The sequence below is a fragment of the Actinacidiphila sp. bgisy144 genome, assembly GCF_057708105.1.
On record NZ_JBYIRM010000017.1, the window covers coordinates 117,943 to 133,113 of the forward strand.

Below are 15,171 nucleotides of genomic sequence, written 5' to 3' on the forward strand. Positions count from 1 at the left end.
GTCCAGGAGGAGGTCCACGTGGGACTTGAGGTGACCGGGGTTGAAGGGTTGGCATGCCCACACCGCGATCCGGGTCGGCCCACGTCGGCCCCCCGAAGCGAGCAGCTTCTCCAGGTACCACCGCTGTGCCTGGCGGCTTAGTACTCCAGCAGGATTTCGGTGTCTGACCTGCTGGAGTACTAGGCCCGATACTCCCGAAGCTACGGGCAGGTGCCAATTCTGGGTGACGTCCCGCCCCCTGTCCCCCGTACGAGCTACAAGCGAGTGTCCACTGCACGGTGACGATTCCCCAACATCGAATCCGTAGTGTTCGAATCACCGCGGAACGCCGGGCCGCGGACCGGAGAAGGAACCGGAGTCGGAACCGGCAAGGGGAGTCCACGTCATGAAAGCCTGGAAGGTAGCCCTGCAGGTAGTTGTCGTCTTCGCGGTCTACGCGGCGTGCGGCGGCCTCACCAACGGGGTGAAGGACAACCTCTGGCTCTCGCTCCTGGTGGGCGCCCTCACCGTGGTCGTGATGACCTTCGTCTACCGGTGGGCCGTGCGGCGCACCGAGAACCGCGAGGTGACCGAACTGCGGGGGAAGGAAGCGACGAGCGCGACCAGCTGGGGCCTGGTCTTCGGCACACTGATGTTCCTCTGCGTCATCGGCAACATTTACTTCCTCGGTGACTACAAGGTCCACGGTATCGACTCGGTGAGCGGGGCCATCGGGCTGATCGGCTTCATGGCGGCCGCCGCTTCGACGGAGGAGATCATCTTCCGCGGACTGCTTTTCCGGCTGCTGGAACGCGGCACGGGCACGTACGTCGCCCTGGTACTGTCCGGCCTCGTGTTCGGCGCCATGCACCTCCTCAACGACGACGCCACCGTTGCCGGCGCCCTGGCCATCGCCATCGAGGCCGGCGCCATGCTCGCCGCCGGTTACGCCGCCACCCGCAACCTGTGGCTGCCGATGGGCGTGCACTTCGCCTGGAACTTCATGGAGTCCGGCGTCTTCAGCACCCAGGTCTCGGGCAACGGCGACACCCACGGTCTGCTGGACGCCACCCTGTCGGGCAACCATCTGATCACGGGTGGCGAGTTCGGTCCCGAGGCGAGCATCTACTCGGTGGTCTTCGGCACGCTGCTGACGGTCTGCTTCCTGGTCGTGGCCCACCGCCGCGGCAACATCGTCCCCCGGCGCCGTGCCGAGCGCGTCGGCACCCTCGCGGCGCTCGCCCGATGACGGAACAGCGATCCGCCGGTTCGCCGGAGCACTGGACGGACGGAGCCGGACACCGCGAGAGCGGTGCCGGGCACCGGCCGACCGGGCTCCGGCTCCGGCCGTTGGTGAACCGGGCCCGCCTGGACGGCATCCGACACCGTCTGGACAGCACCCGGAAGCGGCTCGGTGGAGTCTGGTACCGGCTGGACGTCGTCGTCCGGGACCTTCCCTTCGGGCTCCTCCTCCTGATCGGTTCCTTCCTCCCGGCGCTCCGCAGCCACGGAACGGTCATCGGGGGCGTCCCCGATCGCCCGCACGACGCGGTGGCCGTCGTGGTGATCCTCCTCGAGACCCTGCCCCTGGCGGTGCGCCGACGGTGGCCGGCCCTCTCCCTGGCCCTGGTGTCCGGCGGGTTCGCCGTCGACCAGCTCCTCGGCTACCACACCTTCGCGGCCACCGCGATGGGCGTTGTGCTGCTGAGCACCGGCTCGCACCTGGAAGGGCACCGCCGGAGCTTCGTGGCCGGCCTCACCGTGGCGTACGTGGCGCTGTCGGTGGGCCTCTCCCACCTCGGCACGGGCGAGAGCGCCACGGAGTTCACGACCTTCTACATGGCGCTGGGCCTGGCCTGGGGCGCCGGAAGCTGGCTGCGCACCACCCGGCAGGCGGAGGCCGAACGTCACAAGCGGGTCGCGGTGGAGATACGGAACGCCGAACGCACCCGGATAGCGAGGGAGTTGCACGACGTCGTGACCCACCACGTGACGGCGATGGTGGTGCAGGCGGAGGCTGCCCGCTATCTGACCGCCGCGCCCGAGCGGCTGGAGCAGTCCCTGAGCGCCGTCTCCGACACCGGGCGCCGGGCGATCACCGATCTGCGGCACCTGCTGAACCTTCTCAACCCCGATCACGGCACCGGGAACGGCAGCGATGCCGCGGCCGAGCCGAGGACACCGGCCGTCGGCCGCGTCCTGACCCTCGTGGAGCAGACCCGCCGGGCGGGCCAGCCGGTGGAGTTCACCGAGGAGGGCACCCCGCCGGAGTCCACCGGCAGTTCCGACCTCGTGGCCTACCGGGTGGTGCAAGAAGCACTCACCAACGCCCTCAAGTACGCTCACGGCAGCCGCACTTCGGTCACCATGCGGCACGGCGAGAGAGAGATCACCGTGGAGGTCAGCACGGACGGCACCGGCTCACGGGCCGCCGCCGTCGGTGGCAGCGGACGGGGGCTGGCCGGTCTGCGCGAACGGGTCGACGTGCTCGGCGGGGACTTCAGCGCGGGCGCCGTCGCGGGCGGCGGCTTCGTCGTCCGGGTGCGGATACCGGCCGGGGGCCGCTCGTGAACACACCTCCGCCGTCCGGGTCCGCGCCGACCCGGGTGCTCGTCTGCGACGACCAGGCGCTGATCCGCATGGGCCTGGTCACCATCATCGACGCCCAGCCCGACATGGAGGTGGTGGGCGAGTGCGGTGACGGCCGGAAAGGAGTCGACCTCGCCCGCGAGCTCGACCCGGGCGTCGTGGTCATGGACATCCGCATGCCGGTCCTCGACGGCCTCCAAGCCACCCGCCTGCTGGCGGGGGCCGGGGTCGCCCACCCCGTCAAGGTCCTCGTGGTCACCACGTTCAACCTCGACGAGTACGTCTACGATGCGCTGCGCGCCGGAGCGAGCGGCTTCCTCCTCAAGGACGCCCCGCCCGACCACCTGCTGCACGGCATCCGCACGGTCGCCATGGGCGCGGCGCTCCTCGACCCCGAGGTCACCCGCCAGCTCGTCGGCCGGTACGCGACCCGCATCCGCCCCACCGACGGCGCCCCCGAGGACATTCCGCTCACCCCCCGCGAGCTGCAGGTGCTGCGGCTGATCGCGGACGGCCTGTCCAACAGCGAGATCGCCGCCGCCCTCGTCATCAGCCAGGAGACGGTGAAGACGTTCGTCTCCCGCATACTCACCAAGCTGAACCTGCGCGACCGCGTCCAGGCGGTCGTCTACGCGTTCCGTCACGGCCTGGCGAGCTGAGCCCCACGGGCCTGGACGGCCGGGGGCCAGGATCTTTCGTCCGGATCAGGCCGGATCAGGCCGGATCAGGGAGCGGAGTCTGGTGCCGTGCATCGCAAGTGCCCCGCGACCGGGACGGCTCGCCTGCATGTCACAAGCCCGTTGGCATACCGCCCACCGCCTGCTCCAGACCCGCCTGCCACCGTGCGCGCCATGGCCGGTGCACCCAAGGGCACCGACTGCCTGGAGCCGTTGGGTGTCGATCGCTGGCGGAGTCTGGGGCAGGCAGCCCGCGATCAGGTCGTCCTGGCCGCGGGGGCATCGAGTCGTTCCTCGTCGTCGGTGACTTCGCGTTACTCGGCGGAGCGTTCAGCCAGTCGGCGTCCGAGTGCGAGAACCACCGCTTTGAGGGCTTCCGGCTGTTGGATGATGAAGGGCCGGTCCAGCATGGCGAGTGTGCCGGCGACCCACTCGAGGCGTTCAGCCCGCAGAAACACCTGCAGCCAGTCATGACCGTCCGCAGCATCGGGAGGAGACGCCGGCGCGACTGACCCGAGCGTTTCCGGAATCCAGCGCCGCACATGGGCCGGATCAGCGCGGATGAGCACGGAGACGTCGTATCGCGAAGGTGCCGCCGACAGTGGTCCCAGCACCTGGGCCACTGGGTCGATGTTCGCGGGCGCTTCAAAGGTGCCTGGCAGCAGTCGCAGATCGGCCATCCTGTCCAGGCGGTAGGTACGCTGCGCCTGGCGGTCGGTGTCGAAGCCCGTGAGGTAGAGCAGGTTTTGGTACGCCACGATGCCGTGCGGCTGTACGTGCCGGGTAGCCGCATGGCCCTGACGCGTCCGGTACGCGAACGCCACCGGGCGCTGGTCCCGTGCTGCCTCAGCCAGACCGAGCAGCGTCTGAGCGCCTTCGTCAGCACCAGGATGAGCTTCGGCGTTTTCGTCTTCTGCGCCCGGGCGTCGCTCACCGGTGAAGTCCACTGCCCGGAGTACCGCGTCGATGCGGCGGGCGAGCGCGGCAGGCAGTACTCGGCGCACCTTCGCCGTGGCCGTCTCCACCGCCAGCGGGGTTACCGGACCACTGGGCGCATGTTGGTTGACCAGCAACGCCCACACCACGGCAAGGCCTTCCTCGTCGTTCAGCATCAGCGGCGGCATGCGGTAGTGGCGGGCCAGACGGTAGCCGCCGTACCGACCGCGAACCCCGTCCACCGGAATGTCCATTTCGCGCAGCTGCTCGACATAGCGACGCACGGTGCGCTGATCGACTCCGAGGCGCTCGGCGAGGTCGGCAACAGTGCGGGTTCCCCCTGTCTGCAGCAACTCCAGCAAGGCGAGAACGCGTGCGGTCGGTCGGGTCATACCTGCGATGATGAAGGATTTACGGACGGAATATGACCTGTATTCCTTCTAAGGTGACCACATGACCGCCTCAGCAGCAGTGCAGCTCGCCTCCGTCCGTCTCGTCACCGATGACATTCCGCGGCTCGTCCGCTTCTACAAGGTGCTCACCGGTGCGACCCCGCAGTACCTCACCGAGGATTTCGTCGAACTGGTGACACCCTCGGCCACCGTCGCTGTCAGCGGCTCCGCCCGCGTCGCTTTCATCACCCCCAACACGCCTCGTGGGGGCGCAAACAACAGCGCGATCATCGAGTTCCTCGTCGATGACGCCAACGCCGTCTACGAGAGGCTTGCGACCGATTTCGGCGACGATCTTGATGTCGTTCAGCCTCCGACCATGATGCCGTGGGGTAATCTGTCCGCTCTTGTCCGCGACCCCGACGGATCCCTTGTCAACCTCTACACGCCAGCCACCCCCGAGGCATGGCAGCTTCAGCGCAACCGGACGCCGAAGCCACCGCACGCAGGCATGTAAAGCGAGCGGTGCAGCCGGCGACGGTACCGGCGGCGCGGCGGGCTTGATGGAGAGTGGTCGGGCGAGCGCGGCCTGCTGATCGGTCCGGGTCGGCTGGGTGGTGGTGTCGGCGCGCACCAGCAGCGGGTAGTCGCCTTGGGGCTGGCTGCTGTGAGCAAGTGCGCCCTGAACCCAGACCTGCCCCATGTCCCCTCCCCATCCATCCATTGGCCATCCGGAGGGCGGACCGGCCCCCGTCTGCCGTCCGAAGCCATCGGGCCGCCCCGCCTACGATGAACAACGCCCTGTTCCCGGCAGTTCGGATGCCGGAAACGGGGCGCTGTCGTGCGGCCGTTGCCGGCCGGCTCGCTCCAGGGCCGTGGCCACCCGCTATGACAAGTGCGCCTACGTCTTCACGGGTACCGTCACCCTGGCCTCGATCCGCCTGTGGCTCAGGAACTGACCGAGGCCCGGCTCAGATGCCGTTGATCGCCGCCTGGATCGCGTCACCGCAGAGACCGACGACCTTCGCGTCCTGCCGCAGAACCTCCGGCAGGTCGTTCCATCGATCGGTCTCGGAAACGAGAGCGACTCCCTCCTGGAGCACGATCGCCGCATCGAGCCGGTTCGCCAGACCTGCGACCACGTCGAGTACCGGCCCGGAGCTGAAACAGCTGACCATGATGCTCATCAGGGCCGGTCCGGCATTGGCGGTCGCGTAGAGGTCAGCCTCGCCTCCATCCTCCGTCCGGATCTGCACGAAGCCGTGTTCCGGTTCCCGCTTCACGACGTGCGGTCCGATCACCTCGTCGAACAGCTCGCCATCCATGGCGGCTGCATCGCCGTGCTCGAACCGGATCAGGTAGAGGCTGTAACTCACGCGACCACCATGGCATCACCCATGGATCCGCCGGACAGCCCTAACAGCGAACTCCAGTGGGCCAAGCCGCGGGCCGTGGGCACCCTGAATCCTTCCGGAGGCCGGCGCCGTGAGCCGGGAGCGAAGGCGGGTGAGCATGGCGAAGCAGTTCATGGACGTCAAGGAGACGGCTGAGTACCTCAACATGTCGGTGCAGTGGGTGTATCGGGAAGGGCCGCGGGTGGGTTTGATGCCGTACCGCTTCGGCAGGGGGCCGAACTCCAAGATCCAGTTCAGGATCGCGGACGTGCAGGCGTGGGTCCGTCAGCGGAGCGACAGCAGGTAGGAGTCGGCGCGACGAGGACGGGGCCCGAGCGCGCGGGTGCGCTCGGGCCGTCGTGCGCTACGCGGCGAGGCCGAGGTCGAGGATCTTCGCGGCCTTGCTGATCGCCCCGGGCATCAGGTGACGGTATACGCGGAAGGTGATGTCGGCGTCCTCGGCCTTCTTGATGTTGCGCCACTGGTTCGACAGGCGGTGGTGAGGGTAAGGCAGGTCGGGCTTGCGGGGGTTACGCAGGAGGTAACCGTCGATGGTGCCGTGGGTGGCGGCGTACTGCTCGATGGTCTCTTTCACGCGGCCCGGTAGGGGTACGTCCCAGTACTCGCCGGGCTTGCGGTGCTTGAGGCGTGCGTAGGTGTTCGTGGTCTGGTTGACCTGTTCGTGGACGCGGCAGACGTCGTCGGCGACGATGTTGGCGAGGTTGATGGCTGCGGCTTCGCCGTTGCGCAGCCCGCATCCGCTCATGAGGTCGACGATGAGGCGAAAGGCGTCGTCGCCGGAGGTACGCAGGCGCTGGAGCTGCTGCGGGGAAGGAATGACAGCGCGATCCGGGTCGTACTGGGGCGGCTTGATCCCGAGCACGGGATTGTCGGCATACAGGCCGAGGCGGTGCGCGTCCAGGAGGATCGACTTGAGCTTGTCGAACGTGTTCGCCTGGGTCGCCAGCCCGACGTTGCTGCGTTCCATGGTCTGGATGAAGTGGTCGACCACCTTGTGGTCGAAGCTGCCCATCCTCCGACTGCCGAATGCGGGGAGGAGGTGATGGACGAGAAGCGAGTCGAGGTGGCGCAGCGACGACTTCGCGAGGTGCCGTTGGCCCGATCGCCACTCCGCGCGGTAGTCGGCGAACGTCATGGCGCTGTACTTCTTGATCCGCTCGGCCCTGCTCCGGTCGTGGCGTTGGGTCTTCTTGGCCTTGTAGACGTCCGCCAGCCGTTCGACGGCGGCGTCCTGGGTCGTGAAGCCGGACTCCTCCGTCTGCTTACCGCTCGTGTCGCGGTACCTGATGGTGTAGGGGTGCGGGCACTTCGACCAGCGCGCCTCCGGGTGGTCGCAGCTCTTGAGGTACGTGCCCATTCCTCGTGCGAGGGTCCTGCTTGCCATCGTTCGTGCTCCTCCGCGGATCAATGCTGGCTCTTTGCTGACCCGCGATGGTCCGTAACCTCTCTGACCTGGGGAGAGTCCACGGCAGCGTGGTATGTTCTGGAACTTCGTGGCCCGCACCGCGGAGGAGATCTCCCAGGCCCGCGACGACTGGCACACCGGCACCCGCTTCGGCGAGGTCCACGGTTACGACGGCGCCCGCCTCGTGGCCCCTGCGCTCCCCCCGACCCCCTTGAAGCCGCGCGGCCGCGAGCGCTGACCTGTGGGTTGTCTGGCTTCCCCGGCCCGCTCGGCGCGGCATGCCCGAGCGGACCGGAGTGACCTGAGGCAGCGGGCCGGCGAAGTTTTCAGGGGGCGGGTTGGTCGGCGATGGCCGGGCCGATTACGGGAGGTCGGCCTTGGTCTGGTGGTGGGCGGCCCAGTTTTCGCGGGCGGTGACGAGGGCAGGGAGGACGGTGTTTTCGAAGTAGTCGGCCTGGGTGCGGATTTGGGTGGCGATGTGGGCGAGGTCGGCAGGGGTGAGGCCCTCGAAGTCCCATTCCTCGACGATGGTGAGGCTGGCGGTGGGGACCTGCTGGTGCGGCTGGGTGGAGTAGGGGTGGCAGGCGATCTGGGTGGCGAACATCAGGCTGGTGGATTCGCGGTAGTGGGTGCCGTTGATGGTGATGTCGAGGGTGGCGGGCGGCAGGACCGGGTCGATGGGGAGCATGGTGTAGTGGGCGTGGTCGCGCAGGTGGTTGATGGCCTGGTCCAGGGTGATGTCGGTGTGGCTGGGGTTGTCCTGGGACCAGTCGGGTTGGTGGCCGGTGAGGGTGATGCCTTCGGTGGTGGTGATCGTCCAGGTGGGGGGTGTGGTCTGTGTCGTCGGGGTGGTGGGGCTCATGTGGTGCGGAGGGTGTGGAGGTGTTCGATGGTCTGGGCGGGGGTGAGGGCGAGGTCGCGGAGTTGGTCGTATTGGCGGGTGAGTTCCTCGATGTCGTCGGGGTCGTCGGTGGTGTGGTCGGTGAGGGTGCCGTGTGCGTAGGCGAGGGGGTTGCGGGCGCGGAAGGTGAGGAGGTGGAGGGGGCCGCGGAGGTCGTGGGGGCCTGCGTGGAGGGGGAGGAGTTGAAGGGTGACCGTGGGGGTCTGGGCGGTGGCGATGAGGTGGTCGAGTTGGCCGTCCCAGGTGGCGGGGTTGCGGGCGGCGCGGTGGAGGACGAGTTCGTCGAGGACGGCGCGGTAGCGGAGGGGGTGGGGTGTGGGCTCGGTGAGGCGGGCTTGGCGTTGGAGGAGTGCGTCGATCTGTGCCGCCAGGACCTCCGCCGACTGCGGGCTGGTGGTGGCGAACTGCTCTTCGGCGTAGGAGGGCGTCTGGAGCAGAGCCGGGATGGTGGTGAGGGCGTATTCCTGGATGCTCGTCGCGGCGGCTTCGAGGTCGGTGAGTCCGTTTGCGGCGTGTTTGGCTTCGCGTTTGGCCAGGCGCCACAGTGCGGCGAGGAGGGTGCCGGTTGCGTAGTAGCGGTCGAGGGCTTGGGCGACGGTGAGGGTGCCGAGGCGGCCGCCGGTTTCCAGGCGGTGGAGGTAGGACTGTTCGTAGTGGCACTGGTCGGCCAGTCCCTGGAGGGAGAGGCCGGCTTTCTCGCGGAGGAACGCGAGGTGGTGGGCGTACAGGGCCCGAGCGCTGACCTGACCTGCCGCGAACAACGAGCTGGCGGTTCGGGCAAGTTGCGCGGTGTCGGTACTCACTGGCGGGCCCCCGTCCGGGAGGTGTGGTGGGTGGTCCATGCGGCGCGGATGTCGTTGAGGTGGGGGATGACGACGTGGTCGAGCCGGTCGGCGACGGAGCGCAGGCCCTCAACGATCTCGGCCAGGCCCGTCGGGTCGAGGTCGGCGATCTGGTACGCGTCGGCGATCCACACCGTGGCAACCGGGATGGCCGCCTCGGGCGCGGCGGCGTAGGGCGTGCAGGTGATGCTGGAGCGCAGGATCTCGAACCCCTGTGGCGTGTCGGGGGTGTTGCCGGGCGAGTACGCGTGCAGGACCTGCCCGGGGAACTCGGCGACGGGGTAGCCGGTGGTCGTGGCGTCGGGCTCGTTGGCGGGTAAGGCGGTGGGCGCGGGGGCCGCGGGTTTCATCGTGCGGGGTTCCTGTTCGTGGTTCGTCGGTGGAATCGGCCGTCGGGCGGCCGAGCCCGCGCGGTGCAGACCGGCCCGCCCGCCGCGGGTGAAGGGGCGGCGCGGACTGCGGCTGGACGTCGGGGCCCCGCCGTCGATCGCTTCGTACGGGGGAGGGTCGGCCCGCTCCGGCCACGGGCAGGTGCGCCGTGAGTCCGTCACACCCCGCGGGGAACGGCGGGGCGTGGATACGTGCTTGACTCGGCGTGGCCGGAGCGGGGTAAGGTCCGCTCCAGCAGCGGCGCGGTGTCCGTTGCCGCACGCCCGCGGACGGGAGCACGTACGGCGACGTGGACGACGCCCGTGGGTATGCCGCTGGAGCGGTGTTTGAGGTGGCTGGCTCGCCGCCGGACCGGTCAGCCGTCCGGTACTTCACTCGGAGCGGTACTCTCCCGGATCTCCAGCATGGCTGTACCTCCCGTTCCGAAAGGTGGCTGGGGCCGTGGTCGGCCCGCACCCATCACAACGGGTCGTGCACGTCGCACGGAAGGAGAAGGCGGTTGCCTCCGGTTGCCTCTCGTTGCTCCGGTTGCTCTGCTCCGGTTGGCCCCCTTGCTCCGGTTGCTCCGGTTGCTCCGCTCCTCCCCACAGGGCCGAACCTCGTCCACACTGAGAGGAGCTCAGACGGTGGGAGACCGACGTGCACGATGACCGCCATCCGCTCGCCCAACTGTTGGCCCTTCGCGGGTGGACAGCGCAGTCCTACTTACGGCGGGTGCAAGCGGAGTACGTACGGCGCGGTTACGGGCGCGACTTCGCCACCCGCAAGGAGAAGGTGTCGAGGTGGACCCGGGCGGAGCGGCCTCAAGTCCCCAGCGAACTCACCCAACTGGCAATGGCCGCTGTGGTGGATATCCCCACCCATGAAGTACTGACGCGAGGCTGGCCCCACTGGCTGTTGGCGGCATTGCGCGACGACCACGCGGCGTGGACCGCGGCGTGGACTCCTGAGGGCGCCCTCGCGGCTCTGGATGATGGAGGACCCGTGGACCGACGCCGACTGCTCATCGCCACGACCGGAACGGTTTCGGCGATCATCGCCCAGTGGGCTACCGCTCTGCCCGCACCGGCACAGGGGACCGGCCGCCGCATCGGGGCCGAGACCGTCGACCACGTCGACACCCGCCTGGCAGCGCTCCGGCGACTCGATGACGACCTGGGCGCAGGGCACGTCTACGACGCGGCACGTGCGGAGATTCGGCTCATCCGCCGGTTGCTGATCGAGCGGTCGTACAGTCAGGAGACCGGCAGGCGCCTGTGGTCGGCGGCGGCTGAGGCGTCCCGACTCGCCGGATGGTGCGCCTACGACAACGGCGACACCGGAGCGGCCGAGAAGCACCTCGCCGCCTCGACGCGGGCCGCGGCCGAAGCCGGCGATCACGTCGCTGGCGCGATCGCCGCCGGCTTCTGGGCGAACGTGCGGTACGGCGCGGCAAGCCCCGACCCCGGCAGTGCGATCGACCTCGTCGACCAGGCACTCACCCACGGCTGTGTCGAGTCCCCGCGCGTGACCGTGCTGCTGCTGATCCGGCAGGCCCGCGCGTACTCCGTCGCCGGGCACGCAGCAGCGGCGTATCGGGCGATCGACAAGGCGCTTGCCGCGTACGAAACGGGTATCCCAGCTGACAAGGACGTGCCGACGGTCTACTGGATCACCGCCGGCGAGATCCTCCAGTCCGCTGGCTCCGCCGCCCAGCAGCTAGGCGAACCGGCGCGAGCGTTGAGCTACTACTCGGCCGCGGCGGCCCACACCGATGTCCCTTACAACACGGTCCACGAACCCCGCGGAGCAGCGATCTACGAAGCCCGCCGCGCCGAGGCGTACCTCGCGCTCGGCGACGTCGACGGCGCAGTGGAGACTGCCCGGATCGCCATCGAACTGATGGGTGGTGTCAGCTCCGCGCGGGCGTCCAGCGCGCTCGCCGGGCTGCATTCGGGCCTCGACCGTCACCGCCGACTGCCCGTCGTGGCCGATTTCCTGGACGAGACGACGGGATCGTAAGCGTGGGACAGTGGGCAGGTGCGGGCGTGGCACTTTCACCGTCGGCGCGTGCGGACGTCCTGCTGCTGTGGGACTACCTGCGGATGGGCCACGCGCCGCGCCCGTGCTCGGTCGCCATCGCCCTGGGCAGTCATGACCTCTCCGTGGCCGACACCGCGGCGGGTCTCCTTGCGCGCGGTATGGCCCCGCTGGTGGTGATGACCGGTGCGACCAGTCCGACGTCCGCTGCCCGCATGCCGCGCGGCGAAGCCGTGCACTACCGCGAACGCGCCCTGGAACTGGGCGTACCGGCCTCGGCGGTCCTGCTGGAGCCGGAAGCGCGGAACACCGGCGAGAACATCACGAAGTCCCGGGAACTCCTTGCGGCGAACGGCATCGAGGTGACGTCGGTCCTCCTGGTCAGCAAGCCCTACGAGGAGCGGCGGGCGTACGCGACGTTGCGCAAGCTGTGGCCGTCGGTCGACGCCGTCTGCGCGTCGGCGCGCGTCCCGTACGCCGACTACGTATCCGCCATCGGCGACGAGGACATGGTCGTTGCGATGATGGTCGGCGCCACGCAGCGGATCATGCTCTACCCGGAGCGAGGGCTCACCGTCGAGCAGCCCGTGCCCAGGAAGTGCGCCTCGCCTACGCCCGGTTGTGCGATCACGGCTTCACCGCACGCCTGGCCCGGGACGAGAGAGCGTAGGGGAGGCGTGCGTTGACCGCTTGGCAGCACGAACCGCGTGTTCGCGGTCTCGCCGACCTGTCCACCAATGGTTGCGCGACGAACGTGCGTCACAACGGCACCGGCCACGCCCAGTTCGTGCCGTCGTCAACGCCTCCATGGACACGGATCACGGCGATAGTGAACGCATGACGGACGACCGCACAGAATCGGCCCGGCGTTACCTGCATGCCGCTGCTGCCGCGGCCGGCCTGTCACCGGTCGGCGCGGAGATCATCCGGCTCGCGGAGAACGACCTGTGGCGCCTTGCCGGTGGGACCGTCGTGCGGATCTCCCGCGCCGGGCAGGACACGGCAGCGGCCCGCGAGGTGGCGGTCACCCGCTGGCTCGCACGCTACGGCTTCCCGGCCGTCCGCCCGTTGCCGATCGCCCAACCGCTCCTTGCCGACGGCCGCCCGGCCACCTACTGGCAGGAACTCCCGCCCCACCGCCCCGGTACGGCGGCCGACCTCGCCCCGCTGCTGCGCCGGCTCCACCACCTGCCCGTGCCCCCGGAGTTGCCCCTCGGCCGGGCCGACCCGTTCGTACGCCTCGACCGGCGCCTCACCGCTGCCCGTACCCTCGCCCCGGCCGACCGCGACTTCCTCCTCGCCCGGCTCGACGACCTCCGCGGCGCCTACGCGGAACAGCCGCCAGGGCGGCCCGACTCCGTCATCCACGGTGACGCCTGGGGCGGCAACTGCGCCGTCACCCGCGACGGGCAGGTCACCCTGCTGGACTTCGAACGCACCTCCCTCGGCCGCCCGGAGTGGGACCTCACCTCCACCGCCATCGCCCTCGACACCACCGGCACCCTCACCACCGAGGCGTACGACGCCTTCTGCACCGCCTACGGTGACGACGTCCGCCAGTGGCCCGGCTACCCGGTCCTCCGGTCCATCCGCGAACTGCGCATGATCACCTTCGCGGTCCAGGCCGCGGACCACGACCCGCGCGCCCTTGAGCAGGCGCGCTACCGCATCGCGTGCGTCCGCGGCGAGCACGGCCCCCGCCCGTGGCGTTGGACCGCCGCAGCGTGAGCCGGTCGCCTTGGGGCTCTGTGGACGGTCAGCCCGGTCATCGAGGTGCTGCTCGGGGTCTACCGGGCCAGTGTCTCGGAGTGCTCGGAGCCTGGCGCTACCGGGAGCCTGTGACGTCGTCCTGACCGCGCGCGGCAACGGGTCGGCCCCGACAGCGGGAGCCGGCCCGCGCGTTGCCGTTCTTCGTAGTGAGCCGGTCAGCGCCCGCCTTTGCCGCGCGCGTGCCTGAGTGGGCCTCGTTGTGAAGCGATCGGTCAGTCGCCCAGGAGCCGCTCCCACAGCAGCCCGTCCCGCCAGCTCCCGTCGAGGAAGATCGAGGAGTGCGCGACGCCGTACGTGCTGAACCCGTTGCGGCGCAGCACCCGCTGCGAGGGCAGGTTCTCCGGACGGGTGGACGCCTCAGCCCGGTGCAACCCGAGTTCATCCGTCATCACCTGGAGCGCGAGCCCGACGGCACGCCCGGCATGCCCTTGGTTCTGGGCGACCGTGGCGATCCAGTAACCGACGGAACCGCGGCGCAGGTGCGGCTGCCGCAGGATGCCTCCGACGGTGACCTGTCCGATCACCCGGTCGTCGGCGAGCACCACGCCCGGCCAGACCGTGCCGGCCCGGTGTCCGGCCAGTAGCCTGTCGATCCGCTCGGCCTGGCCCTCCGGGGTGAAGAAGTCGGCCGGCTGGGCCGGCTCCCACGGCTGGAAAGCCTCGATGTCCCGCGCTCTGTGTGCCGCGATCGGGCCGGCATCGGCGGGCTCTATCAGGCGGATTCTGGTGCTGGCGCACATGAGCTGATCCTCGTCGCGGTGCGTCGGATGAGACCGGCCAGCCTAGAGCAGCCGCAAGAGACGAGGATGTCGAGTCGGCCGTCCCAGGTCTGTGGCCGGCCCGGCGGCCGCCGTCTCCGGGGGCCGAGGGACCAGCCGGGAGCGGCTGCCTGGTCCATAGCATGCATGGCAGAGCGGCGAGGGAGACGCCTTCCGCGATGCTGCCCCGGGCCGGAGCAGGCGCTCCGTCCGCCTCTCACCGCATGACCGCTCCGCCGTTCACGTCCAGCCATGCCCCCGTGACGTAGGAGGCCGCACCGCTCGCGAGGTAGACGAAGCCCTCGGCCACTTCGTCGGCGGTCGCTTCGCGTCCCATCGGGATGCTCGCGTTCCGCCGGGCCTGCGCCTCCTCGACGGAGATGCCTTCCTGCGCGGACGTGATCTCCAGCATCTGGCTGTTGAGTTCCGCCTGGAGGTGGGCGGGCGCGACCGCGTTCACACGGATGCCCTCGCCTGCCAGTTCAAGGGCCAGGCTCTGGGAGAACGTGCGGAGCGCGCCCTTGGAGGCGCAGTAGATGGCACGGCCGACCAGGCCCACCTCTCCCGCGTAGGAACCGGTGAACACGATGGTGCCGCCGGGCCTGCGCAGGACCGGGATCGCGCTGCGCGCCAGCAGGAAGGCGCCCTTCGCGTTCACGGCCAGCGTGCGGTCCCAGTCCGCCACGCTCGTCTCGGCCGTCGGGCTCTGAGCCGGCATCACCGCCGTCGCGTGGGCGAGGATGTCGAGGCCGCCGTGCCGCTCGGAGGCCGTGGCCATCAGCTCGGCGCAGGCGGACGGGTCCGTCACGTCCGTGACGACGGCGATCACGTCCGACTGGGGGAACGCAGCGGCGATCTCGTCGGCCGCAGCGTGCACGCCGTCGTGCAGTTCCGACATCACCAGCTTGGCGCCTTCCTCCGCGAAGCGGCGGGCCACCGACTTCCCGATGCCCTGGGACGCTCCGGTCACCACAGCGATCTTTCCGTTCAGAACAGCACTCATGTCACTCTCCGCGCTCTCTTTGTCCCAGTACGCCGACCAGCGGCCGGCGCCGGAAGCGAACGTAGTCCCGGCTCGGGGAAATGTCCAACCCCAAC

The 15,171-nt window shown here is 69.6% G+C and carries 16 protein-coding genes and 1 pseudogene; 9 read left to right on the forward strand and 8 right to left on the reverse strand.

The features are described 5' to 3' along the window. Positions 1-385: 385 nt before the first annotated feature. From AC3EVP_RS20630 to AC3EVP_RS20640, 3 genes are read left to right on the forward strand one after another with little or no spacing between them, the layout of a single operon-like run. A complete protein-coding gene (locus tag AC3EVP_RS20630; protein ID WP_435131647.1) occupies positions 386-1,228 on the forward strand; it encodes a CPBP family intramembrane glutamic endopeptidase in 843 nt (280 codons plus the stop codon). Next, a complete protein-coding gene (locus tag AC3EVP_RS20635) occupies positions 1,225-2,550 on the forward strand; it encodes a sensor histidine kinase (protein ID WP_435131648.1) in 1,326 nt (441 codons plus the stop codon). The genes AC3EVP_RS20630 and AC3EVP_RS20635 overlap by 4 nt, the downstream gene beginning before the upstream one ends. Beyond that, positions 2,547-3,227: a response regulator gene (locus AC3EVP_RS20640; RefSeq protein WP_335983701.1), complete on the forward strand. Its 681-nt coding sequence runs from the start codon at positions 2,547-2,549 to the stop codon at positions 3,225-3,227. Before AC3EVP_RS20635 ends, AC3EVP_RS20640 begins: the two co-directional genes overlap by 4 nt. A gap of 332 nt (positions 3,228-3,559) precedes the next feature. Here the strand turns inward: AC3EVP_RS20640 and AC3EVP_RS20645 are convergent, their stop codons facing one another. Then, the gene (locus tag AC3EVP_RS20645) at positions 3,560-4,573 is read right to left on the reverse strand and encodes a helix-turn-helix transcriptional regulator (protein ID WP_435131650.1); all 1,014 of its coding nucleotides are present in this window, start codon (positions 4,571-4,573) and stop codon (positions 3,560-3,562) included. Between the two features lie 61 nt (positions 4,574-4,634). On the opposite strand from AC3EVP_RS20645, the gene AC3EVP_RS20650 reads away from it, so the two are divergent. Then, positions 4,635-5,090: a VOC family protein gene (locus AC3EVP_RS20650; RefSeq protein WP_435131652.1), complete on the forward strand. Its 456-nt coding sequence runs from the start codon at positions 4,635-4,637 to the stop codon at positions 5,088-5,090. Positions 5,091-5,544: 454 nt separating this feature from the next. Here AC3EVP_RS20650 and AC3EVP_RS20655 read toward each other — a convergent pair whose 3' ends face one another. Then, complete coding sequence (locus tag AC3EVP_RS20655; protein WP_435131654.1) at positions 5,545-5,949, reverse strand: hypothetical protein; 405 nt, start codon at positions 5,947-5,949, stop codon at positions 5,545-5,547. 136 nt (positions 5,950-6,085) lie between these two features. Here AC3EVP_RS20655 and AC3EVP_RS20660 point away from each other — a divergent pair, with 136 nt between their 5' ends. Further along, positions 6,086-6,274 (forward strand): helix-turn-helix domain-containing protein, encoded by a 189-nt coding sequence (locus AC3EVP_RS20660; RefSeq protein ID WP_435131656.1) that lies wholly within the window; start codon positions 6,086-6,088, stop codon positions 6,272-6,274. 57 nt (positions 6,275-6,331) lie between these two features. Here AC3EVP_RS20660 and AC3EVP_RS20665 read toward each other — a convergent pair whose 3' ends face one another. Further along, on the reverse strand, positions 6,332-7,372 hold the full coding sequence (locus AC3EVP_RS20665) for a tyrosine-type recombinase/integrase (protein ID WP_435131658.1): 1,041 nt from the start codon (positions 7,370-7,372) through the stop codon (positions 6,332-6,334). A 94-nt stretch (positions 7,373-7,466) separates the two neighbouring features. Here AC3EVP_RS20665 and AC3EVP_RS20670 point away from each other — a divergent pair. After that, a pseudogene (locus AC3EVP_RS20670) lies at positions 7,467-7,631 on the forward strand (pirin family protein); the annotation flags it as partial. A 123-nt stretch (positions 7,632-7,754) separates the two neighbouring features. On the opposite strand, the gene AC3EVP_RS20675 reads toward AC3EVP_RS20670, so the two are convergent. From AC3EVP_RS20675 to AC3EVP_RS20685, 3 genes are read right to left on the reverse strand one after another with little or no spacing between them, the layout of a single operon-like run. Beyond that, positions 7,755-8,255, reverse strand: coding sequence for a DUF6907 domain-containing protein (locus tag AC3EVP_RS20675; protein WP_435131659.1), 501 nt, complete (start codon positions 8,253-8,255; stop codon positions 7,755-7,757). Further along, a complete protein-coding gene (locus AC3EVP_RS20680; RefSeq protein WP_435131661.1) occupies positions 8,252-9,097 on the reverse strand; it encodes a helix-turn-helix domain-containing protein in 846 nt (281 codons plus the stop codon). The genes AC3EVP_RS20675 and AC3EVP_RS20680 overlap by 4 nt, the downstream gene beginning before the upstream one ends. Next, complete coding sequence (locus AC3EVP_RS20685; protein ID WP_435131662.1) at positions 9,094-9,486, reverse strand: DUF6907 domain-containing protein; 393 nt, start codon at positions 9,484-9,486, stop codon at positions 9,094-9,096. The genes AC3EVP_RS20680 and AC3EVP_RS20685 overlap by 4 nt, the downstream gene beginning before the upstream one ends. Before the next feature lie 679 nt (positions 9,487-10,165). Here AC3EVP_RS20685 and AC3EVP_RS20690 point away from each other — a divergent pair. From AC3EVP_RS20690 to AC3EVP_RS20700, 3 genes are all read left to right on the forward strand, one after another. Beyond that, on the forward strand, positions 10,166-11,527 hold the full coding sequence (locus AC3EVP_RS20690) for an NsdA family TPR-like regulatory protein (protein WP_435131663.1): 1,362 nt from the start codon (positions 10,166-10,168) through the stop codon (positions 11,525-11,527). A gap of 26 nt (positions 11,528-11,553) precedes the next feature. Then, a complete protein-coding gene (locus AC3EVP_RS20695) occupies positions 11,554-12,231 on the forward strand; it encodes a YdcF family protein (RefSeq protein WP_435131664.1) in 678 nt (225 codons plus the stop codon). Positions 12,232-12,382: 151 nt separating this feature from the next. Then, on the forward strand, positions 12,383-13,273 hold the full coding sequence (locus AC3EVP_RS20700; RefSeq protein WP_435131666.1) for a phosphotransferase: 891 nt from the start codon (positions 12,383-12,385) through the stop codon (positions 13,271-13,273). A gap of 254 nt (positions 13,274-13,527) precedes the next feature. Here AC3EVP_RS20700 and AC3EVP_RS20705 read toward each other — a convergent pair whose 3' ends face one another. Together AC3EVP_RS20705 and AC3EVP_RS20710 are read right to left on the reverse strand one after the other, a co-directional pair. Further along, entirely contained in the window at positions 13,528-14,055 is a 528-nt protein-coding gene (locus tag AC3EVP_RS20705; RefSeq protein ID WP_435131667.1) for a GNAT family N-acetyltransferase, read from the reverse strand. Positions 14,056-14,290: 235 nt separating this feature from the next. Further along, positions 14,291-15,076, reverse strand: coding sequence for an SDR family NAD(P)-dependent oxidoreductase (locus AC3EVP_RS20710; RefSeq protein WP_435131669.1), 786 nt, complete (start codon positions 15,074-15,076; stop codon positions 14,291-14,293). Positions 15,077-15,171 lie beyond the last annotated feature (95 nt).

Excerpts from the sequence above, each read along its gene's own strand:
- AC3EVP_RS20630 (WP_435131647.1), top strand. The coding sequence starts at position 386 with ATGAAAGCCTGGAAGGTAGCCCTGCAGGTAGTTGTCGTCTTCGCGGTC.
- AC3EVP_RS20635 (WP_435131648.1), top strand. The coding sequence starts at position 1,225 with ATGACGGAACAGCGATCCGCCGGTTCGCCGGAGCACTGGACGGACGGA.
- AC3EVP_RS20645 (WP_435131650.1), bottom strand. The coding sequence starts at position 4,573 with ATGACCCGACCGACCGCACGCGTTCTCGCCTTGCTGGAGTTGCTGCAG.
- AC3EVP_RS20650 (WP_435131652.1), top strand. The coding sequence starts at position 4,635 with ATGACCGCCTCAGCAGCAGTGCAGCTCGCCTCCGTCCGTCTCGTCACC.
- AC3EVP_RS20660 (WP_435131656.1), top strand. The coding sequence starts at position 6,086 with ATGGCGAAGCAGTTCATGGACGTCAAGGAGACGGCTGAGTACCTCAAC.
- AC3EVP_RS20665 (WP_435131658.1), bottom strand. The coding sequence starts at position 7,372 with ATGGCAAGCAGGACCCTCGCACGAGGAATGGGCACGTACCTCAAGAGC.
- AC3EVP_RS20675 (WP_435131659.1), bottom strand. The coding sequence starts at position 8,255 with ATGAGCCCCACCACCCCGACGACACAGACCACACCCCCCACCTGGACG.
- AC3EVP_RS20685 (WP_435131662.1), bottom strand. The coding sequence starts at position 9,486 with ATGAAACCCGCGGCCCCCGCGCCCACCGCCTTACCCGCCAACGAGCCC.
- AC3EVP_RS20700 (WP_435131666.1), top strand. The coding sequence starts at position 12,383 with ATGACGGACGACCGCACAGAATCGGCCCGGCGTTACCTGCATGCCGCT.
- AC3EVP_RS20705 (WP_435131667.1), bottom strand. The coding sequence starts at position 14,055 with ATGTGCGCCAGCACCAGAATCCGCCTGATAGAGCCCGCCGATGCCGGC.
- AC3EVP_RS20710 (WP_435131669.1), bottom strand. The coding sequence starts at position 15,076 with ATGAGTGCTGTTCTGAACGGAAAGATCGCTGTGGTGACCGGAGCGTCC.